This is a genomic window from Paenibacillus sp. FSL H7-0714 (assembly GCF_038003765.1).
Classification (GTDB): Bacteria; Bacillota; Bacilli; order Paenibacillales; family Paenibacillaceae; genus Paenibacillus_AQ.
On record NZ_JBBOPT010000001.1, the window covers coordinates 5,747,165 to 5,768,610 of the forward strand.

The window sequence follows — 21,446 nt, forward strand, 5'->3', positions numbered from 1 at the left end:
CACTCACCTACCCAACAGGCCTGCCGGAGCAAGCACCGTCTTAGGCACAGAAAAATCGCCGCTACCGGCAGTACGTTCTGTGGAACTAGACTGCTTAACCGGGGCGGAATCTCCGCCATCTGAATTAGATTCGAGCTGTTCCTGTAGCGCAAAGATTTTGGAGAAATAATCAAGAGCTTCATTCCCCTGCTTGCCACCGGACATCTCTTTAATTACATTGATTGGATCATGCATCATCTGGTTCACAATGCTTTTGGTCAAGCGACGGATCACCTTGCGCTGATGCTCGTCCAGCTCAGGCAGCTTATTGAACAGACTCTCCATCGTTTCCTCATGAATCGCATTCGACTTATCCTGAAGAGCCCGGATTACCGGTCTCACGCCAAGCGTCTTAAGCCACAGCTGGAACTCATCCATTTCCTCACCGATCATCACTTCAATCTTCGCAGCTTCACTCCGGCGCATTTCCAGGTTACTCTCCACAATGCCCTCCAGATCGTCAATATCATACAAAAAAACATCTGGCACATTAGCCGCTGCAGGATCAATATCACGGGGTACAGCTATATCAATCATAAAAAGCGGCCGCGAAGGGCGACGCTTCATAGCATTCGCTACCTGATCTGCCGAAAGTACATAGCCGTCAGCTCCCGTTGAGCTGATCACGATATCTACCTCATTAAGAGTTTTTAGCGCATCTTCAATCGTGCTTGGCTTACCCGAGAACTTCTCTGCCAGTTCAATCGCACGCGACAGCGTACGGTTAGCGACAATCACCTCAGCCGCACCACTACTATATAGATGCTTTACAGTGAGCTCGCTCATTTTGCCGGCGCCGAGAATCAGCACCCTTTTACCAGTGAACATGCCAAAAATCCGCTTGCCCAGCTCCACTGCCGCATAGCTGACAGATACTGCACTTTCGCCGATTGACGTTTCACTATGTGCTCTTTTGCCGAGTGTCACCGCTTGTTTAAATAACCGATTGAACCAAGTTCCAGTTACACCCTCAGCCTGAGCCGTGAGAAAAGAACTTCGCACCTGTCCCAGGATCTGCGTCTCGCCAATCACCATGGAATCCAGGCCGCAGGTCACGCGGAACAAATGCGCAATCGCCTGCTCGTCTTCATATATATACATATGCTGTGCAAATTGCTCGTTTTTCACTCCAAACCACTGCTCCATAAAGCCGCGGAGGAAATACCCTCCCATATGAAGGCGGTCCATGACCACATAAATTTCCGTACGGTTGCAGGTGGCTACTACGACCCCTTCCAGCACACCCTTCGTCTTCATCAGTTGATGAAGCGCTGCCGGAAGATCACTCTCCGCAAAAGCAAACTGTTCCCTAACCTCCACGGGAGCCGTACGATAATTCAGGCCAACGACGACGATGTGCATCGATAGTTCACCATCCTAGTCTCTATTCATTACTGTAGTACAGCTATATTAAAGAATATTTTTACATAATATTCACTTTCACAACATCTCAAAACACTGTGTTAAGTATATCACACGAAAATACGACTTTTTACAGATTTTTTGAACGCTTTATGAAATCCAGATAATAATTATTATAAATAAAAAACCGCAGGTTCGCTACGGTTAGGATGGGTTATTTTGTGATTAATTATTAGTTGGTGGAAGTGGGGAGGGAATAATATGAGATATTAATTCTAAAAATCGTCTTATATCCTCCAATAATACAGCCCTGAATCAATGAGTCAAAATTTCTCGGGTTTGGTAACTTTTATTGAGGCTACTTCTCCACTTTTTACAAAATGTGAAGATAAATGGTGAGCCAAAAGAAAAAGCTTTACCAATGGGGAAAAGTTTGAATCCTCGTTGCTCATTTAGCCTTTGGTGAGATTAACGAAACCAGTTCTTAATCTGATCAAGAATACTTTTTGCCTCTGGCCCATTGTAACCAAAGGTGTTGCCGATCATTTTTACATACTCGTTGAACGTTGTTTCCCTACTCTTTCGGTCACTCCACCAGCGTTTAGCGTTATATCCTGATGCAGAACCCTCATACGTCAGCTCAATCTCCGATTTTTTGTACACACGACCAAAAAGAAATTTCACCCTCCGCATGTGAAAGTCAGAGGAAACAACAATCGCAGATTTAAAACTGTATTCTTTCATTATAGGAAGAGTGTACTCGGCATTCTGATAAGTGCTATCCGCCGCGTTCTCGGTATAAATAACGTCCTGGGGTATGCCTAAAGCTAGGGCGGTTTGGACCATGTCACCCGATTTACTCGTTGCCTCTTTAGCATTGGAAAGAATTACATAAGGAGCATACCCTGCTTTATATAACTCAGCAGCCTTTTCCACACGACCTTGGCCTCCGCTAAGTACGATGATTACATCTGATTGTTTGGGAGGGTCAGATAGAGCTAAGAAGCGGCCTGCACTGAAGAAACCAGTAATTAACAATAGTAAGCATACGAAAAGGACCAATCTTTTATTCATTAAATTACCTTTTCTTTTCTTAACCGTTAATTCGTGCATAAATCACTTATGCGATTCGTTACTAAGGATTTGTTGCCACCATTCAGCATTATCAATATACCATTGGATCGTCTGCGCAATTCCGGTCTCAAAAGTATAAGTTGGCTTCCAACCTAAATTCTCAAGTTTCGTTGGATCAATGGCGTAGCGTTTATCATGTCCTAATCTATCTGTTACAAATTCAATCAAATCTTCAGATTTCCTCAAGGTACTGATAATCGTCTTAACTACTTCAAGATTAGTTCTCTCATTATGACCACCTACATTATAAACTTCACCGCATACTCCTTGGTGCACGACAAGGTCAATGGCCGCACAGTGATCCCAGACATGGAGCCAGTCGCGAATATTTTTTCCATCTCCATATACAGGAACCTTCTCTTCGTTTAATACTCTTGAGATGGTTAGTGGAATCAGTTTTTCAGGAAAATGATACGGGCCGTAATTATTCGAGCAGCGTGTTATGTTCATTGGTAAACCAAAGGTCTCATAATACGCACGGACTAGTAAATCAGACGCCGTTTTACTAGCACTATAAGGACTGTTAGGCTGCAAAGGTGTTTCTTCGGTAAAAAATACAGTAGGATCAAAATCGAGTTCGCCATACACTTCATCCGTAGAGACATGGAGGAATTTAGTAATGCCAAATTTTTTAGCTGCATCCAATAGTATCTGTGTCCCCATAACATTCGTACGAACGAATATCGCAGGATCAGTAATTGAGCGATCCACATGACTCTCCGCAGCAAAATGAACAACATAATCGAATTTCTCCAACTCAAAAAGAGACAATATTGCCTCTCGGTCAGCAATATCAGCTTGAACAAACCGATAGTTGGATTTGGACTCAATATCCTTATGTTTTGTTAGATCACCCGCATAAGTTAGCAAATCCAAATTCACAATATCATAATGCGGATATTTATCTACCATATACTGTACGAAGTTGCCTCCAATAAATCCGGCACCACCCGTAACCAGCATCTTTTGCTTACTCAATGAACGCACTCCCGATCTATTAGCTTTATTAGTTATTGTAAAAAAAATTCAAATTAGCCTCTTTTAATAAAGGCGCCTTCTCATCTTTGGCAGATAATACCGGTGTAATATGAAGAGGCCATTCAATGCCAATAGAAGGATCATTCCACAGAATACCACCATCACATTCCGGGGCATAAAGCTCATCGCACTTATACTGAACCTCTACGTCTTCTGTTAGCGTCATGAATCCATGAGCGAACCCTTTTGGAATAAGCAGTTGCTTCTTGTTCTCAGCACTCAGTTCAATGCCAAACCATTTACTATAAGTAGGACTACCTTTTCTGATATCTACGGCTACATCAAAAATAGCACCACGTGTACAACGAACCAGCTTTGTCTGTGCTTTAGGATGTAATTGATAATGCAAACCACGTAATGTTCCTTTAGTTGCAGAGTAAGATTGGTTATCTTGTACAAAATCCATCTCAATACTGTGCTCTTTGAACTTAGCTCCGCTATATGTCTCCATAAACCAACCTCGGTGGTCCCCAAAAACAGCTGGCTCAACGACTAATACGCCTTGCAATATGGTTTCTGTAATTTTCATCGCTGCCACACTTTCAGTTATTAGTATTGTATTTTACCTGTAGCTACCTTCATCAAGTATTGACCATACCCAGTCTTACTCAACTTCTCCCCGCAATTCCACAAATGTTCTTTGGTAATCCATCCATTAATATATGCAATTTCCTCAGGAGCGGCGATCTTGATTCCTTGATGATCTTCAATAGTCCGTACAAAATTAGTTGCGTCGACAAGACTTTGATGAGTTCCGGTATCTAACCAGGTAAATCCCCGACCTAGAAGTTCCACATCAAGCTGACCAAGATTTAAATAAGCTTCATTAATGGAGGTAATCTCAAATTCCCCACGTGAAGAGACCTTAACATTCTTAGCAATTTCAATAACTCTATTATCATAGAAATATAGACCAGTAATTGCGTAGTTAGATTTCGGCTCAGTTGGTTTTTCTTCCACGCTCAATACTTTTCCATCATCATTAAATTCCACTACACCAAAACGCTCTGGATCTTGTACATGATAACCAAATACAGTAGCTCCTCGCTCTTTAGAAGAAGCACGTTGTAGCATTTTCCGCATTCCATTTCCATAATAGATATTATCGCCAAGGATCATAGCAACCGAATCGTTACCAATAAAAGACTCACCTAAAATAAAAGCCTGAGCTAAACCGTCAGGACTTGGTTGAACTATGTATTGTAGAGATATACCAATTTGTGAACCGTCACCTAATAAGCTTTCAAATCTAGGTGTGTCCTCTGGAGTTGAAATAATTAGAATCTCTTTAATGCCCGCTAGCATTAATGTGGAAAGTGAATAGTAGATCATTGGTTTGTCGTAAACGGGGAGTAGTTGTTTACTCGTAACCATTGTTAATGGGTATAGCCGCGTGCCACTGCCGCCTGCTAGGATAATGCCTTTCATAACATCCCTCTATTTCTAAAAATAGTTATTAATAATCAGGTATAACTTTTAAAATCGAATTGTACTAACGAATAAATCTATGATTAAACTCTTTTTTATAATAATCTTACCATAATCTCTGATAATTCTTTAACTCGATTTTTCCAGCTAAAAAGATCATTGGCCGTATTTCGTTTTTCATAACTAAACTTTGATTGTAATTCTAATAAAACTTCCTGAATGGAAGATTGACTATTTTCAACTTTCCAATATGTTGTACCACTTTCTTTAAGAATTTCATCAACTGAATCTTTCTCACCATTCAAGTTAGATAAATATATAATTGGAGTACCACTACCAATATAATTAAATGTTTTTCCAGGAACTTGAATATTATTATTATTTCCAAATAGTAGTAAATAATCAGCGGTACATAAATACTTCATACAATCTCTGTGATTCATCCATGGATGAAATTTAATCAAATCATCTAGTCCCATATTTTTCACAATATCCAAAAAATCTCTGTTAAACACTCCAATAAATTCAAATGAACATTGCCTTAAATGACCACTTTCATATAATTTCTTTAATGTAAGAAAAAATAAATTTGCATCTCTGCTCTCGGGTTCTAATCTTCCAGTATATAGAAAACGAACTTTTTCATTGTTTGCAAGAGGCACCGGTAAAGAAAAATCATCCTTGTCATATCCCATGGGAATCACTTTCAATTTACTTGGCTCAACTTTATATTTATCAATATAAAGTTCTTTCGTCAAATCTGTTGTTACGCTAATAATATTTGAGTTTGATATAACTAAAGATTCGAGGAATCTTTCAATTAAATACCTTACTCCTTTTCTGGGATTTCCGGGATCGTAAACCCATGGATCGCCATAATCAGCTATTAGAGGAGTTTTCCACTTTTTCGAAATAAAAAGTGCGATTAGGTGAGATGTATAGGGAACGGCTGAACTTAATATAATATCGGGTTTCTTTTTTATTTTCTTTCTTATAAATACGTCGACCAATGCTCCTGGAAGCCATTCAATATAAGTATCAGGGATAAGCAACTTCTTTTTCATACTTTTTTTTTTACTCCCTTTAACAGTTCCTGAAACAGAGCGTTTTTTTCTATATGCATATGCATGTAATGGACCAGGGAACGATCTTGTAAAAGACACGTGACTTGGAATACTTTCTTGTAATGAATTATCAATTAGTGGAGTTCCAGGATATATTCTTGTGGTTAATATTTCAATCTCCCATCCTAGCTCAGCTAATTCTTTAATAAAGTATTTAATTCTTGTAGCATGAGAACCACCATTTGGTGGAACAGCTTGCGCCACTATTAATACACGCGGCATTATTCCCCCACCTTACTTTCTTTTTTTTTATCATTTTTTTTAAAAACAACCGCTAAAAATAGTGATAGCGTAATTAAGAAAAGAGAATTGTAAGTAATCCATACATTCTCTCTAAATGAAAAAATCACTCCCATCAGCAAATAACAATATATATATAAAATACTGAATTTCTGGATATTCAAACTATCTTTCGAATAACGCGTCTTATAAAATAAATACGTTATGACATATGCTACTAAAAATATGACAAGAAATGATCCCCAAATTCCGAAATCCATTAAAAAATAATAGTTATAAGGTACGGTATTAAAAGGAATTGGAATATTTACAAAAGCTATACTCATATCAACATTATTAAAATGATATCCTATTGAATTAAATATATTATAAAAATTTGCAAAAGACATATTGCCATTATCTTCTCTTTTTATATTCATTAATATTTCAAATGAGGGAATGTTACCAGTGATATATACGTATATATCTTTCAACCCTCCAAGCAAACCATTGCCCATACTTTTATTCAGCATAAACTGTGAATATGAAAATAAGAACAATAAAAACATAGATAATGAGAACGTTTTTATTGTGATTCTAATTTTTTTCGTGATTAATAATATTAAAAGTACCAAAATAGCTGTTTGAAATAATAAAGCTCTCCTAGGGGACAGTAAGAAAAAGAATTCGACAATGCTAAGAAGAATAATTATTTTTTTTCTGTTTTTTGGAATAAAAGATATTATATATACATTAAAAGGTATGGCTATTTGTGGTAATGTATATAATCGACCCATAAGACCTCCAAATTGACCCAAATTACCATAAGCCACTTCATAGTTCCACTGTCTAAATACCCCTATAATACCAGATCCTAAATTTACGGATTTTAAAACTAGGCTTATATAGCTTAAATATCCAATACCACTTAGCAGAAAAAATAGATAAGATATATAAACTACTTTTTTGGAATAGTTAGGATTATGTGGAGTAGGAGTAGGGTTAAGAACTGAAATATTAATTTTGTTTCGTGAATGGAGTAGCATAAGAGTAGCAGTTATACTTCCTAGTGCAAAAGCAAAATGTATAACTAAGAAATTGAACCATGCTTCCTTAGAGATCTTGATATATCCAATTATGGAGAATATATCATCAAGGCACCAAAGTCCAATAACCAACAACCATATCCCTACATAAACCAGCAAAGGATGATACGGATTTTTTTTCCACAGAAAGACGACTGCAATAAGGAAAACAATTATGACAAATAATACTAACCACATTAATATACTCCATTCCTTTGTTTAACTAATGTTTTTAGTTTTCTCCAATAAAACATTAACAAATATGATATATATATTGTTAAGTACACAATAAATAAAACTAACTTATTAACTATTGTTCCACTGCTAAAACCACATTTTGTAATTAAATAAATACCAATAAGCCCCAAAATTAAAGCTAAAAATATATTAATCCAGATTTTCCATGGAATTATCCATGGAAGAAATTTTTGAGATCCGTAGTATACAAGCCCACTATATAGTAAATAACTTATTAAAGTCGCCCAAGCAGCCCCCACTATACCAAATATTGGGACAAATATTAGATTCAAAAAGATATTTACAACTGCAGTAATTATAGAGTAAATCATCATCTTGAACGTTTTATCAGAAACTTCATACACTTTATGACCATATATGGATAATTGCCATAATACAAATCCTATAGATATAACACCTATCAATTGGTTACTAGTAGCATATTTATTGTTGATAAGAAGTGATACTATTTCATTTCCTATCAAAAAAATCAAAACTATAACAGGTATTGCTCCTAACAAATAATAAGTTGTCATCTTTGAAATAAGATTTTGTACTTTTGAACTTTCATTTAATTTTTTATATTTCATTATGATAGGGGACAAGGCTAATATAAAGGGTGTACTTACTAGTCCAATACCTCCATATATTAAAGTATAATTTGCAGAATATATCCCTACCTGCTCTGAACTATAAAAAAAGCTAATAATAAATCTATCGCCAGAATTCAAAAGTTGAGCACTCAGAAAAAACATAAGCATTGGGAGTCCATAAGAGAAGAAAGCTTTGATTTGCTTGTTTGTCTCTAAATGATTATAAGATCGTAATGCTTTAAGCAGATCAAATTTTATATACATAAACATAGGAATAGTAACGATAATTAAAGCTAACATATTTCCAACCAGTATTTGCTGCGCTGAGTTTTCTAATAACCAAATAAGAAATATCGGAATGATTAACTTTAGCACAGAGAGTAATAAATTAAATAAACTGTACATACCTGCCTTCAATTGGCTCTGTAAAACAACTAAAAATATAAAGTAGAAGATATTAAATATAGTAGAAAATACTATAATTCCATATAAATAAATATTTGAAAAGAATATAGGAGTTAACAACAAAGAAATAACTAGTATTATAACTAATAATAAAAATAAACTAATAAGAATAGAATTTTTTATATTTATTACCTTATCATCTTCCTCCACCCCTGGTAAATATCTTGCGATCGATTGTTTTAACCATTCTGCGAATACAGACGTTAATATGTTTATAGCCGAAAGTCCCAACATATAAATTCCGTATTCAGATGTTGTTAATATCTTTGTAAATACTATTGTCGAAAGAAGTGTTAATAAAGCAGGTATAAGTGTTCCTGGGATATATCGAATAACTTGTTTGATAATACTCATGATTTTTCCACCTTAAGTCTTTCTACTAAACGGAAATCAATTTTACACTCATTTTCCACTAAGAAATCTGATTCCTGCTAAATTTCACGCGAAACTTCCAGGAAATTAATATATATTTCCGTAAAAGTTTATTTTACTTATTAAAATAATTTATTTAATATATATTTTTGTATTTTTTTCGAATTAAAATTTTCAAGCCAAAGTTCTCTTGAGCGTATAGAGTAACCTTCCCATATATCAACTTCCGAACCCAGACTAACTATAGCATCTACCCATTCAGTCTTAGTGTTAATTAGAATACCGTTTCCTTTAGTAACAACATCTTTATTCATTCCCACATTGGATACGATAACAGGCAAACCACATCCTATAGCCTGAACTGCTTTAAAAGCACATTTGCCTAGAGTTAACTTATTTTCTGATAGCGGCATTATTCCAATATGGCTCTTAAGCATTTCGCTAAATGCCAAGGATCTACTCCATTTAATATTATCAACTATTAGATATTTAGTTTTAACCCCTAGCTCTCTATCACTAATAACTCTAAGAATTACCTTTTTATTTGGTATTTTCATCGCTGCTTTATCAAGTTCAATAATTATTTGTTCCAAGAAAATCAAATTACTTTTAGTCCCTACCCATACTAATATCAGTTCATCATTAAATTTTCTTTTTCTTTCTTCATTAATATTCTCTAAGTGTATATTTTCCATCATTTTGTCAGTTGTATTTAAAACTAAAATATTTTTATTTTCTTTCACTTTAGATTCCAAAAAACGGTTACCCACTATAACTAAATCCGCATATTTATTGAGTAATTTCCCTTCAAATTTTGATATTTCCTTGGCATCAAATATGTTATCATCAAAATCCCAATAAACTTTATCTGCTCTTCTAATGGCCCTACCTAATAAAAGTTTCCCGAGAGGTGTTATTGTTCTAGGAAAACATTCTCTTTGAACAAATACTTTATAAGGGGCATTTACTGTAGAAATTTTTAAAAGCGCTATAATCCTCCGGAAATATCCAGGTATAAAAGAAAACAGTATTAAATAAATCAAATTAATAATACGATTTTTCGCCTTAACTTCATAAAATAAATTTGATTCGTATTCAATGATTTTACAATTCACCTCTATAGATTCATCTATATATTGATAAATTCTATAATATGTACTAGGACGATATTTTTTATTTCTTACAAATATATAAGTTCTCATTCTTCCCCCATTTACTAGTTAAAGAAATAAATTCAACGTCATTTTTAAACAATTTATCACAGATTAAACTTATACCAATTCACTGCCAATTCAATACCAGAATTAAAATCATACTCCGGATTATATCCTAAAAGTTTTTTCGCTTTAGATATATCTGCATTCGAATGCTTAACATCACCAGCTCGGTCTGGTCCGAAATTAGGTTGAATATTTTTTTCTAACAATTCAGATAGCTTATTATACAAATCTACCAAGAACACTCTACCACCAAAGGCAATATTATAAACCTCGCCTGCAGCCTCCTTAGGAGCAAGCATCCCTTTTAAGTTTGCTTCTATTACATTTTCGATATAAGTAAAATCTCTTGACTGTCCTCCATCACCATTTATAGTAGAAATCTCATTATTCAATAGTGCTTTTACAAATTTAGGAATGACAGCAGCATAATAACCGTGTGGATCTTGTCTTCTACCAAAGACATTAAAATATCTAAATCCTACTGTTTCTAGTCCATATATCTGAGTGTACAATCTTCCATATTCTTCACCAACTTTTTTAGTGAGTGCATAAGGAGACAATACCTTACCTACCCTATCTTCAACCTTAGGAAGATTTGGTTCATCACCATAAACTGAGGAACTAGATGCATAAACAAATTTCTTTGCTTTATTTTGTCTTGCTGCTTCCATCATATTTAGTGTACCCTTTATGTTAATTTCCTCATAAAGAAGCGGCATTTCAATACTCCTTGGTACACTTCCCCATGACGCTTGGTGTGTAATAAAATCAATACCCTTGCATGCTTGCATACAAGTATCCAAATCTCTAATATCCCCTTCTAAAAGTTCAAATAAGGGGTTTTCTAAGAAAGGAGCTATATTCTCTCTCTTTCCTGTAGAGAAATTGTCTAGACATCTTACAAAGTATCCCATATCTAAAATAGCTTCACATAAATTAGAACCTATAAATCCAGCTCCACCAGTAACTAAAAATCTACTACCTATAGGAAACTCCAAATTTTTATATCCCATTTTTATAATCTCCAATATCGGTAATTTAAGTTTTCTGTTTCTATTCGATCTAGTACTGCCTTTACATCAATAATTATTTTTTTGTTATTGTCTACTTTTTTAAATAGTTTATCTAAATCATTTAAATCCATATCCAAAAACTGTTTATGTGATACCGCAATAATAATGGCATCCATATTATTTATATCTCTAATATCCGTGAATTTTATCCCATATTCTCGTTCTGCTTCTAAACTATCTGCAACTGGGTCATAAATAACAGGATTTATTTTGTATTCTTTTAATTCATTGACTATATCAATAACCTTGCTGTTTCTTGTATCAGGGCAATCTTCCTTAAATGTAAAACCTAATATTGCAACCTTTGCGTCATGTATGGACAAATCTGCTGTAATAAGGTTTTTAACAACATTCTCGGCAACATACTTACCCATTCCATCATTTATTCTTCTCCCAGATAATATGATCTGTGAATGATAACCCACTTCTTCTGCTTTATAAGTCAAATAGTATGGATCCACGCCAATACAGTGACCCCCTACTAATCCAGGACTAAAATTCAAAAAATTCCACTTGGTTCCTGCTGCCTTTAAAACAGCTTCCGTATCAATCCCTAGTTTATTAAATATTATTGAGAGCTCATTCATAAAGGCTATGTTGATATCTCTTTGCGAATTTTCAATTACCTTTGCTGCTTCAGCAACTTTGATACTTTCCGCTTTGTACACTCCTGCTTCTATAACCATACTGTATACATTTGAGATTTGTTCTAATGAATTCCCATCCATCCCTGCGACTACTTTTACAATAGTTTCAAGCCTATGTAATTTATCTCCTGGATTAATTCTCTCTGGAGAATAGCCAACTTTAAAATCAACACCACACTTTAAATTGGAAGTTTCCTCTAATATTGGTACGCATATATCCTCCGTCACACCTGGATATACAGTAGATTCAAAAACGACAATTGAGCCCTTGGTAAGATTTCTCCCCAACGTTCTACTAGCAGAGATAAGTGGTGTTAGATCAGGAGTTTTATCCTTATTTATAGGTGTAGGTACTGCTACTATATGAAACTTTGCATTTTTCAAGTATCTTTCTTCCCATGTGAAATATGCTGATGTTTTAGCTATTTCTTCATTTCCTACCTCTTTGGTTACGTCGATTCCTTGTATGTACTCCTCTACCTTACTACGTGAAATATCAAACCCTATAACATCTGCTACTTTAGCAAAAGCTATGGCGAGCGGCATACCTACGTAACCAAGCCCAATAATCGATATTTTTTCTTCCTTGCTTCTAATACCCTCGTATAGTGAAGTCATATAAGTCCTCCAAACAATTTTATAAATCGATCAAGATTCCAGTCCTAAATGTTTTATTATACTATCATTTACTTTTATTACATCGTACTTCTGTTTACATATATTAAGGCTTTCCTTTGCTTTGCTCTTCAGATCATTTTGATTCTCTATCAAATAAATCATTGAATTAGCAAGACTTTCGACATCTTTAACAGGAACCAGAAAGCCATTTAGACCATCAACTACTGTTTCACGACACCCAGGAGCATTCGTTGTTATAATTGCTCTCCCCATTGCCATTGCCTCCAACACCGTCCTAGGAGTTCCCTCTCTATAAGAGGGGAGGACAAATACAGATGATTGCTCAAGAAATGGTCTAACATCCTTAGTTTCACCAAGATAATTAACAATGTTAGAAACTATATATGGTTGTATGTCATCATAAGCTAACGCATTAGGATTCACATCAAATGGTCCGACTAAAGAAAATTCAACTTTAGGATAAGTTTTTTTCACTATTTCAGCAGCTTTTAAGTATTCTATTACACCTTTGTCTTTGATAATTCTACAAATCATTAAGAATGATATATTTTTAGGTAATGGTACAGGATGAAAATGAGCTAAATTCACACCTGAGCCATTAATTAGACCTGTCTTCCCACTACTAACAAGTTTACTAGATACAAATTCGTTTAAATCATCTGGATTTTGAAATAAAACCTTATCGCAACTTTTCAATGCGCTCCGATATAAAAATTTACTTATAGTCTTAACGATAAAAGCTTTAAAACCACTAGCTATAAAAACATAGCCTAGACCAGTTAGCATTGAATAAATTTTCCCCACACCTGCTACACGCGCTGCGATAGAACCAAATATAACCGGTTTAATAGTGTAACTAAAAACTACATCCGGTTTTTCTCTCTTAATTAATTTATAAATTTCCTTTATAAGAACAATATCATTTAATGGATTAGTTCCAGTTCTTACAATTGGAAGTTGTACAAATCGGGCTCCTAGTTGCTCTATTTCTGCTTCAAATCCAGTTTCGGGCCCTACACCAACTACTTCATGTCCATTTTTCACAATCGCTTTTATTAAGTCTCCCCTAAAGTTAATTAGCGATGGTGTATAACCAGCAATTATTAAAACCTTCATTTAATAAGTACAGAATCGAAAACTTCACTCAATATATTCGCAACTCTTCTAATATCATCTTGAGACATCCCAGTTCCTGAAGGGAGACAGATACCTGTTTCAAAGAGACTTTGAGATACATCTTCAGCATGTCTAAAATAATGATAATTTTGAAATAGAGGTTGTAGGTGCATTGGCTTCCAAACAGACCGGACTTCTATGTTGTTTTTTTCAAATTCATCTAAAATAACTTCTCTAATGCTAGGGTGCTTGGAAAAAATAGTGAACACCGACAACCAATAATTTGGTTCACCTGCATCATACATAGGCATAAATGCAATCGGTAAGCTTTTCATTAATTGGTTATATTCTAAATTTATAGATTTCCGATTCCTTATAAAGCTATCTAGAGCTTCCAACTGCCCCCGCCCGATTCCCGCACAAATATTGGACATTCTATAATTATAGCCAACTTCTTTATGCTCATAATACCTTGAAGCTTCTTTTGACTGTGTAGACCAAAAACGCATTTTCTTTATAGCCTCTTCGTCATTGGAAACAACCATGCCACCACCTGAGGTAGTAATAATCTTGTTACCATTAAATGAAAAAATACCAATATGACCAAATGAACCACATTTTTTCCCTTTGTACGTTGCCCCTAGCGCTTCAGCTGCGTCCTCTATAACTGGAACATCATACTTTTCACATATCGGAAGTAGCAAATCATAATCAGCACTCTGACCATATAAATCAACTATAATAACTGCCTTAGGCATTTTATTTTCTTTTTTAGCCCACTTAAACGCTTTCTCTAAAGCAATAGGAGACATATTCCAAGTTTCTGGTTCAGAGTCAATAAAAACTGGATTAGCATATTGATATAGAATAGGGTTACAGCTTCCTGCAAAGGTTAGGTCTGAGCAAAACACATAATCTCCTGGACCAACACCAAAATATTTCAGTGCTAAATGAATACCTGCTGTGCCAGAAGATAAAGCCAATCCATGATCTACGCCTACGTACTCGCATAATTCTTCTTCAAATTTATCAACATTTGTCCCCAGGGGAGCTATCCAGTTAGTATCGAACGCTTCTTGTATGTACTTCATTTCGTTCCCACTCATATGAGGCGGGGATAAAAAAATCCTTTCCGACATCGCTTTTCATCTCCAAGTTTTTCTTTATTTTTGCAGGCACTCCTGCCACCATTACATTGTCCGGTATATCCTTTATTACTATGGTTCCAGCAGCTACAATTACATTAAATCCGATAGTTACATTATTTAGCACTTTAGAACCTACACCCAACCAACTACAGCTTTTCACATGAACAGTTCCACAAACATTAACACCTGGAGAGATGTGCACCCCATTTTCTAATATACAATCATGGTCTATGGAAGAAGAAGTATTTAGAATACAACCTTTACCAACTTTAGTACTAGCATTTACTACTACTCCAGCCATAATGACACTGCCTCTTTCTATCTGGCTGAATCTGCTTATTGTACTAGATGGATGAATGATACTCGGAATTTCATAGCCTGCACGTTCAAGTCTTTCCAGCCATATCATTCTTGTCACATTATTTCCTATGGCTACAAACGCTGCTGAATAATCTTCTCTATGATCCATATAACTTTCAAATCCACCCAATACAGCTTTCCCCAATACATCATTAAGCTCTTTATTATTATCTAGGAAGGCTATTTCATCCCAATTGCCAGTACTCAACGCCGCATCAGCAACAACCTTGCCATGCCCACCTGCTCCCAAAATCAATAACTTAGACACCCATATTCACCCAGCTTTCGCTCTTTCTACTTAGATATCTAGAGTACTTCCAGAGAAAATCGGCATTGTATCGTTCTGAGAATTATTTATTCCTTCTCTTACTAGAACGTTCTTTATGGTTTTAAAGACAATTTTAGTATCCAAACTGAGGCTAATATGATCTACATACCAAACGTCATATTGAAATTTTTCTTCCCAACTGATGGTATTCCTACCGTTCACCTGGGCCCACCCAGAAATGCCAGGAACCACTTCATGTCTACGATTTTGTTCAGGAGTATAATGTTTAAGATATTGCACTAGTAAAGGACGGGGACCAATAAAGCTCATGTCGCCTTTTAAAATATTGAATAATTGCGGCAATTCATCTATACTACATTTTCTCAAAAAGGAACCTACTCTAGTCATTCTTAGTATGTCAGGTAATAGATTTCCATCTTGGTCAGTCTCTAATGACATTGTTCTGAACTTATACACTGTAAATATCTTTCCCATCTTACCAGGTCGCTTCTGACGAAATAAAACAGGACCTTTCGAACCAATCATGATAGCTATTGTTGCTGCTAACATAATAGGTGAAGATAAAATGATTAAAAAACAAGCTGTGATCCAATCAAGTGTTTTTTTTACAACTAAGTAAGGCTTCATCTATCCCTCAACCTCTACATTTATATTGATAAAGAAACAGCGGATATTTAATCCGCCATTCCCGCAGCCAGATCTTTCCCTAACTGAAGCTGTGATTCAAATTCACTTTTATATTGACTAATAATTTCTGTACTGTACCCATTGCTGTTCAGTTTTTGTTCAGCATCAGCAACTATACTATTGAAGCTAGCAGTGAATGAGGCTAGTTGTTGTACCCCTTTAGCTTTTATACTTTTCTTACTCGCCTCATCTGTTGCTCCAACATACTCAAATGCAATACTCATTAATGTCGATTGACTTTGATTTTTAAGCGCCGTAAGCTTAGCTTCTGTGTCACTAGTGATAGTTTCATATGAAACCTTTCCAGTTCCTGCAGAACCACCACCTATTGCACCTGTACCACCTGGTGCACCTGTTGTATCCGTTGGCGCTGGTGTCGCTACTGGAGATGGGTCCTTACCATTGTCATTGTTTGTCGATCCATTAGTGGTTTGTTCCTGATAAGCCTTGGAAGCTGCAGTAATGGTCTTCGTCTTCTGATCCCAGCTAATATTATGACCTACAGATTCCGATAAAAAACGTAGGGGTACATATAAGGAACCATTCAGGATGAAGCTAGATTGGCCTGTAGGCAAAGCCTTGGTTGCACCGTTAAATACATAACTTGCCTTAACTTGATTGAGGACAATATTCTTCGCTGCTGCTGAAGAACCATTCCCGTTCTTTGCATTCATTAGGTATTCTTTAATCACAACTAGCTCTGAGCTACTAGGCTCTGCTACGGTAACTTTAACGTTTTTAGCATCCCAAGCTACACTCTTTTGTAAAGCATATGACATAAACCGTAATGGAACATATGTTGTATTGTTGTACATGAATACATACTGACCTGCGGGTGGCTGAATACTCACGCCGTCAAAAATCAAATTCACGTTCATACTTTGCACTTTAATCGTATTATTTGCAGCCTTAGGCGTTGCACTTGGTACTGCAGCTGCTGATACTGATATAGGTGCGGATGCTGTTAAGGGTGCTAAACCAATTGAAGCAATTAACGATAAAGCCACGACTGATAATGTTGCTTTAGACATGCTTATTCACTTCCCTTTTCTTTCGCTTTTAATTGTTCTTCTTCAGCAATGATTTGGTCATGTGTTTTCCCTTGACTGACTCCGTACTTCTTAGCAATCTGAGAAAGCTCATTGTACTGCTCTGTGGATACTTTACCTAGGATGATACTGCGCGCTTCACGCTTCTCCTCAGTCGTTAAGCCACCCTTTGCCAAATCTTTAAGACGATTAATATCTGATACGCTAAGTTGACCGAGAACAATAGAAGCAACATCTGCTTTATCCTTAATCGTTACATTCTCTTGAATTTGCTTAGCTTTATCTGTGGAGACCTGTGCTGTGTAACCATCTGAATTCGCATTTTTTGAATCTGATGATGGAGCTTTGGTCGGTTCACTAGTAGTAGAAGCTGTTGTTTCTTTTCCAGTTTCCCCAGTATCTTTGCTTCCCTTATCATCTATAGATGGAACAGGTGTTGCAGAAGCTACAGGTTCGACCTTACCATCTGCTACTCTATCTTCAGGTGCAGTTCCTTGATCTTGACCACCATTAACTTGATCCTCAGACTCCAGATCAAAACCATCCACCATAGAATTCATCAGCTTATCGACCGCATAATTCGCAGCGAACAAACCACCAACACCCAGAACTACAATGACTGACAGCGTCCATAAAAGGATCTTTTTCCATCGTTTGTTGAACACTTATGTATCCCCCTTTATGAATGATTTAGCTGATAGCAACTTGGGCAACGGGCTGCATCGGTACAATCTGATTGATTATTTCGCGAATAACTTCAGGTTCTTCAGCGAGAACACGTTCCAAACGTTTGAATTCCAGTTCTAGCTGATTCAGACTTATTACATTAGGTCTACCGATAAAGATTCTTCCGTGATCTGTAGAGCCTAAATTCTCTTCATCTGTTAACAGTTCTTCATATAACTTCTCGCCCTCACGAATACCGGAGAACTGAATATCAATATCCCTATAAGGTTCATAACCAGAGAGAGTAATCAAATCTTCCGCTAACGTTAGAATCTTTACGGGTTCTCCCATATCCAGAATGAATACTTCGCCACCTTTGGCAAAAGAACCCGACTGGATTACAAGCTGAACAGCTTCTGGAATCGTCATAAAATAACGGACCATTTCTGGATGAGTAACAGTGACTGGTCCACCAGCAGCAATCTGCTCTTTAAAGGCCGGGATTACACTTCCACGACTGCCAAGCACGTTCCCAAAACGCACGGCTGAGAACTTTGTTCTACTTGTGGTATGCAGACTTTGCACATACATTTCAGCAATACGCTTAGTTGCACCCATCACACTCGTTGGGTTAACCGCTTTATCCGAAGAGATCATTACAAATCTCTCCGCACCATATTTATCTGCACAATCCGCAACATTCCTTGTTCCAAAAACATTATTCTTAATGGCTTCGGAAGGGTTTCGTTCCATCAACGGAACGTGTTTATGTGCTGCCGCATGAAAGACAACATGTGGCTTATGGCTGCTGAATACGTCCATTATCCGACTGCGGTCCTGTACATCCGCGATTACGGTAACAATATTCAGATCAGGAAACTTCTTACGAAGCTCCATTTCAATCATATAAATGCTGTTCTCTCCGTGTCCAAGTAACATTAGCTTGTCAGGACCAAATGGGGCAATCTGCCGACAAAGCTCTGAACCAATAGATCCACCAGCCCCCGTAACTAACACAGTCTTGTGGTGTACATAACCTAGAATACTGTTCAAATCGGCTATAATCGGCTCACGACCTAGTAAATCTTCAACGCTAACATCTCGCAGTTTTTTCACTGATATTTTTCCCGCGATCAGATCGTTAAGCGCCGGTATAATCTTTAGCTTGGCCCCTGTCTTCTTCGCAAGATTAATAATTTCAGAGATTTCAGTACGTGAAACGGAAGGCATAGCGATAATAATCTCATGAATTTCCCGTTCTTTCACAATAGCGGGAATCGCGTAACGATTGCCTAAGACTGGCACACCCAGTATCGACATATGATATTTATTGATACTATCATCAATGAAACCTACTAGCTTCGTATGAGCAAAAGAGGGTCCCATCATTTCCCTGGCAATTAATATTCCGCAATCGCCTGCACCTACAATAAGTGTATGGGTCTGAGTGTCTTTGTAATTGATTCGATCATTATGGAGCACTCTCCACAAGAATCGAACCCCACCTACTAACACTAAAACAGTCTCCATAGTCCGAACTTCTATTGCTAAGGGCACTCGTTCTGGCAAAATAAAATACGCGGAAACAAATGAAAGTAATGACCCTACTACAATCGCTTTTGAAACGGATATGATCTCACCAATGCTGGCATATTGCCACATTCTTCGGTATAGACCGAAATAGATCAGGCTTCCACCGAATGCAACCGTTGCAATCACACCAAATTGCAGCATCTGTACAACGTAATCCTGGATAGGATGATTAGGATACCGAAACAAATAGGATGTTATAATGCTGAACCAGATGATTGCAAGGTCAATAAAGAATAAAAGAACTACTCTAGATTTCGCTGTCATTTTCAGTGCCTCCAAAAACAACATTATTGTTAAAGAACAAATCAATTTCCATAGTAGTAGTAATAGTAACCTTCGCTGGCTTTACGTTTTACATTATTGAGAACCACGCCAAGCATTTTCGCACCTACACGATCAAGGTTAGCTTTAGCTTTTACAGCAATATCGCGTTTCACCTTGCCATAGCTGACAACCATAATGACACCATCACTCTTGGAAGCCATGATCTGCGCATCTGTAACCGCCAATAACGGTGGAGTATCAATAAGAATGACATCATAACGCTGGCGCAAGTCCTGCAAAAGAGTACTCATCCGATTAGAAGCCATCATTTCTGCTGGGTTTGGAGGAATCGGTCCTGAGGTCATAATGGAAAGATTGGAAACACCAGAATCTTGGACAGTATCATCAAGAACCGCCTGCTGCGACAGTAGTGAAGATAGCCCAAATCGGTTACTAAGCGAAAAAGTCTTATGTGCTGTCGGTTTCCGCAAATCACCGTCAATCAACAATACCTTCTTATCTGCCTGTGCGTAAGCCGCAGCTAAATTAGCAGAAACTGTTGATTTACCTTCCTCCGGTCCGGACGAAGTTACCATGATTACTTGAATAGTCTCATCTACAGAGGAAAAATCAATATTCGTGCGTAGCGCACGAAACGCTTCAGATACAGGGGAGCGAGGGTTCGTAACGGTAATTAGATGTCGTTGTTTATTTGGCAGCTGTGACATGTTCGAGTTCGCCCGCCTTTCTGGATGTTTGCGTCTGTGCCTGTGTTGCGCCTTGTTTGCTTTCTTCTGAACCCAATCTTGTAATCATCGCTATCGTTGGTAGACCAAGATATTTCTCAATATCGGCTTCAGTCTTCAGCGTATCGTCCATGTATTCCAGCAAGAAAGCAATCCCTAAACCAATCATCAGGGAAACGATGAAAGCTATAGCCATATTCATTAAGACATTCGGTTCTACAGCTCCTGGCTCGATAAGTGGATTCACTTTGGCCTCATTCAGAATCGATACGTTCTCCACGTTAAATAGGTTAGGAATCTCATCCTTGAATACAAGTGAAATAGCATTCACGATTTCAGCAGCTCGCTGATATGAATTATCTCGAACGACAAGTGTCATCACCTGCGTATTATTGACGGAGCTCACATTAACCTTCTTCAACAGTTCTTCTGCAGTAATATTGAACTGCGGATAATCTCTCGTAACAATATCAAGGATGGCCGGAGTCTTAATAATTTCCTTATACGTATTAATCAATTGAATATTAGTATTAATCTGGTTCAAATCAAGCTGCGCTGCTGCCGATTGAGTCGGAGTCTGGTTAACAATAATCTTAGTAGATGCTTCATACACCGGATTCTTAATATACAGACTGTACACACCAGCAACACCGCACACCAAAACAACTATGCTAACAATCAGCCATAGTCTCTTCCTGACGATCTGAAAATAATCGCGAAGATCCAATTCTTGTGATGACAAGTGTAATTACCTCCAAGCTATTTCTGAAATATTTCGTTACTATAGTACAGCACTTCCCTATTGGCAAAAAATTGCCCCCTCTCACCTACATGAGAGGAGGCTATATACTAT

At 36.9% G+C, this 21,446-nt stretch carries 20 protein-coding genes; all 20 read right to left on the bottom strand.

What is annotated here, in order from left to right:
* Positions 1-3: 3 nt before the first annotated feature.
* Complete coding sequence (hemA, locus tag NST34_RS25855) at positions 4-1,401, bottom strand: glutamyl-tRNA reductase (protein ID WP_076286482.1); 1,398 nt, start codon at positions 1,399-1,401, stop codon at positions 4-6.
* A gap of 468 nt (positions 1,402-1,869) precedes the next feature.
* Positions 1,870-2,475 (bottom strand): YdcF family protein, encoded by a 606-nt coding sequence (locus NST34_RS25860; protein ID WP_341129038.1) that lies wholly within the window; start codon positions 2,473-2,475, stop codon positions 1,870-1,872.
* Between the two features lie 42 nt (positions 2,476-2,517).
* Positions 2,518-3,513: a dTDP-glucose 4,6-dehydratase gene (gene rfbB, locus NST34_RS25865; protein WP_341124305.1), complete on the bottom strand. Its 996-nt coding sequence runs from the start codon at positions 3,511-3,513 to the stop codon at positions 2,518-2,520.
* A 28-nt stretch (positions 3,514-3,541) separates the two neighbouring features.
* Positions 3,542-4,102, bottom strand: a complete 561-nt coding sequence (gene rfbC, locus NST34_RS25870; protein WP_341126718.1) for a dTDP-4-dehydrorhamnose 3,5-epimerase — start codon at positions 4,100-4,102, stop codon at positions 3,542-3,544.
* A gap of 20 nt (positions 4,103-4,122) precedes the next feature.
* The gene (gene rfbA, locus NST34_RS25875) at positions 4,123-5,001 is read right to left on the bottom strand and encodes a glucose-1-phosphate thymidylyltransferase RfbA (protein ID WP_341129039.1); all 879 of its coding nucleotides are present in this window, start codon (positions 4,999-5,001) and stop codon (positions 4,123-4,125) included.
* 95 nt (positions 5,002-5,096) lie between these two features.
* The gene (locus NST34_RS25880; protein ID WP_341124303.1) at positions 5,097-6,347 is read right to left on the bottom strand and encodes a glycosyltransferase; all 1,251 of its coding nucleotides are present in this window, start codon (positions 6,345-6,347) and stop codon (positions 5,097-5,099) included.
* A complete protein-coding gene (locus tag NST34_RS25885; RefSeq protein ID WP_341124302.1) occupies positions 6,347-7,627 on the bottom strand; it encodes an O-antigen polymerase in 1,281 nt (426 codons plus the stop codon). Before NST34_RS25885 ends, NST34_RS25880 begins: the two co-directional genes overlap by 1 nt.
* Positions 7,627-9,078 (bottom strand): lipopolysaccharide biosynthesis protein, encoded by a 1,452-nt coding sequence (locus tag NST34_RS25890; protein ID WP_341124301.1) that lies wholly within the window; start codon positions 9,076-9,078, stop codon positions 7,627-7,629. The genes NST34_RS25885 and NST34_RS25890 overlap by 1 nt, the downstream gene beginning before the upstream one ends.
* Before the next feature lie 140 nt (positions 9,079-9,218).
* The gene (locus NST34_RS25895) at positions 9,219-10,298 is read right to left on the bottom strand and encodes a glycosyltransferase (RefSeq protein WP_341129040.1); all 1,080 of its coding nucleotides are present in this window, start codon (positions 10,296-10,298) and stop codon (positions 9,219-9,221) included.
* A gap of 56 nt (positions 10,299-10,354) precedes the next feature.
* Positions 10,355-11,329 (bottom strand): SDR family oxidoreductase, encoded by a 975-nt coding sequence (locus tag NST34_RS25900; protein WP_341124299.1) that lies wholly within the window; start codon positions 11,327-11,329, stop codon positions 10,355-10,357.
* A 2-nt stretch (positions 11,330-11,331) separates the two neighbouring features.
* Entirely contained in the window at positions 11,332-12,654 is a 1,323-nt protein-coding gene (locus NST34_RS25905) for a nucleotide sugar dehydrogenase (protein ID WP_341124298.1), read from the bottom strand.
* A 30-nt stretch (positions 12,655-12,684) separates the two neighbouring features.
* Positions 12,685-13,791 (bottom strand): glycosyltransferase family 4 protein, encoded by a 1,107-nt coding sequence (locus NST34_RS25910; protein WP_341124297.1) that lies wholly within the window; start codon positions 13,789-13,791, stop codon positions 12,685-12,687.
* Positions 13,788-14,897 (bottom strand): DegT/DnrJ/EryC1/StrS family aminotransferase, encoded by a 1,110-nt coding sequence (locus NST34_RS25915; RefSeq protein WP_341129041.1) that lies wholly within the window; start codon positions 14,895-14,897, stop codon positions 13,788-13,790. Before NST34_RS25915 ends, NST34_RS25910 begins: the two co-directional genes overlap by 4 nt.
* Entirely contained in the window at positions 14,851-15,567 is a 717-nt protein-coding gene (locus tag NST34_RS25920) for an acetyltransferase (protein WP_076272798.1), read from the bottom strand. Before NST34_RS25920 ends, NST34_RS25915 begins: the two co-directional genes overlap by 47 nt.
* Positions 15,568-15,597: 30 nt before the next feature.
* Positions 15,598-16,215 (bottom strand): sugar transferase, encoded by a 618-nt coding sequence (locus NST34_RS25925; protein WP_341129042.1) that lies wholly within the window; start codon positions 16,213-16,215, stop codon positions 15,598-15,600.
* Between the two features lie 47 nt (positions 16,216-16,262).
* The gene (locus NST34_RS25930) at positions 16,263-17,306 is read right to left on the bottom strand and encodes a copper amine oxidase N-terminal domain-containing protein (protein ID WP_341129043.1); all 1,044 of its coding nucleotides are present in this window, start codon (positions 17,304-17,306) and stop codon (positions 16,263-16,265) included.
* A 2-nt stretch (positions 17,307-17,308) separates the two neighbouring features.
* Positions 17,309-17,989 (bottom strand): hypothetical protein, encoded by a 681-nt coding sequence (locus NST34_RS25935; RefSeq protein ID WP_341129044.1) that lies wholly within the window; start codon positions 17,987-17,989, stop codon positions 17,309-17,311.
* 25 nt (positions 17,990-18,014) lie between these two features.
* On the bottom strand, positions 18,015-19,847 hold the full coding sequence (locus NST34_RS25940; protein WP_341129045.1) for a polysaccharide biosynthesis protein: 1,833 nt from the start codon (positions 19,845-19,847) through the stop codon (positions 18,015-18,017).
* Positions 19,848-19,888: 41 nt separating this feature from the next.
* A complete protein-coding gene (locus NST34_RS25945) occupies positions 19,889-20,575 on the bottom strand; it encodes a CpsD/CapB family tyrosine-protein kinase (protein WP_341129046.1) in 687 nt (228 codons plus the stop codon).
* Positions 20,556-21,335, bottom strand: a complete 780-nt coding sequence (locus NST34_RS25950; protein WP_341129047.1) for a YveK family protein — start codon at positions 21,333-21,335, stop codon at positions 20,556-20,558. Before NST34_RS25950 ends, NST34_RS25945 begins: the two co-directional genes overlap by 20 nt.
* Positions 21,336-21,446 lie beyond the last annotated feature (111 nt).

Bases quoted from the DNA above. Each gene is read 5' to 3' on its own strand.
- hemA (WP_076286482.1), bottom strand. From the start codon at position 1,401: ATGCACATCGTCGTCGTTGGCCTGAATTATCGTACGGCTCCCGTGGAG.
- NST34_RS25860 (WP_341129038.1), bottom strand. From the start codon at position 2,475: ATGAATAAAAGATTGGTCCTTTTCGTATGCTTACTATTGTTAATTACT.
- rfbC (WP_341126718.1), bottom strand. From the start codon at position 4,102: ATGAAAATTACAGAAACCATATTGCAAGGCGTATTAGTCGTTGAGCCA.
- rfbA (WP_341129039.1), bottom strand. From the start codon at position 5,001: ATGAAAGGCATTATCCTAGCAGGCGGCAGTGGCACGCGGCTATACCCA.
- NST34_RS25880 (WP_341124303.1), bottom strand. From the start codon at position 6,347: ATGCCGCGTGTATTAATAGTGGCGCAAGCTGTTCCACCAAATGGTGGT.
- NST34_RS25885 (WP_341124302.1), bottom strand. From the start codon at position 7,627: ATGTGGTTAGTATTATTTGTCATAATTGTTTTCCTTATTGCAGTCGTC.
- NST34_RS25890 (WP_341124301.1), bottom strand. From the start codon at position 9,078: ATGAGTATTATCAAACAAGTTATTCGATATATCCCAGGAACACTTATA.
- NST34_RS25895 (WP_341129040.1), bottom strand. From the start codon at position 10,298: ATGAGAACTTATATATTTGTAAGAAATAAAAAATATCGTCCTAGTACA.
- NST34_RS25900 (WP_341124299.1), bottom strand. From the start codon at position 11,329: ATGGGATATAAAAATTTGGAGTTTCCTATAGGTAGTAGATTTTTAGTT.
- NST34_RS25905 (WP_341124298.1), bottom strand. From the start codon at position 12,654: ATGACTTCACTATACGAGGGTATTAGAAGCAAGGAAGAAAAAATATCG.
- NST34_RS25910 (WP_341124297.1), bottom strand. From the start codon at position 13,791: ATGAAGGTTTTAATAATTGCTGGTTATACACCATCGCTAATTAACTTT.
- NST34_RS25915 (WP_341129041.1), bottom strand. From the start codon at position 14,897: ATGAGTGGGAACGAAATGAAGTACATACAAGAAGCGTTCGATACTAAC.
- NST34_RS25925 (WP_341129042.1), bottom strand. From the start codon at position 16,215: ATGAAGCCTTACTTAGTTGTAAAAAAAACACTTGATTGGATCACAGCT.
- NST34_RS25930 (WP_341129043.1), bottom strand. From the start codon at position 17,306: ATGTCTAAAGCAACATTATCAGTCGTGGCTTTATCGTTAATTGCTTCA.
- NST34_RS25940 (WP_341129045.1), bottom strand. From the start codon at position 19,847: ATGACAGCGAAATCTAGAGTAGTTCTTTTATTCTTTATTGACCTTGCA.
- NST34_RS25945 (WP_341129046.1), bottom strand. From the start codon at position 20,575: ATGTCACAGCTGCCAAATAAACAACGACATCTAATTACCGTTACGAAC.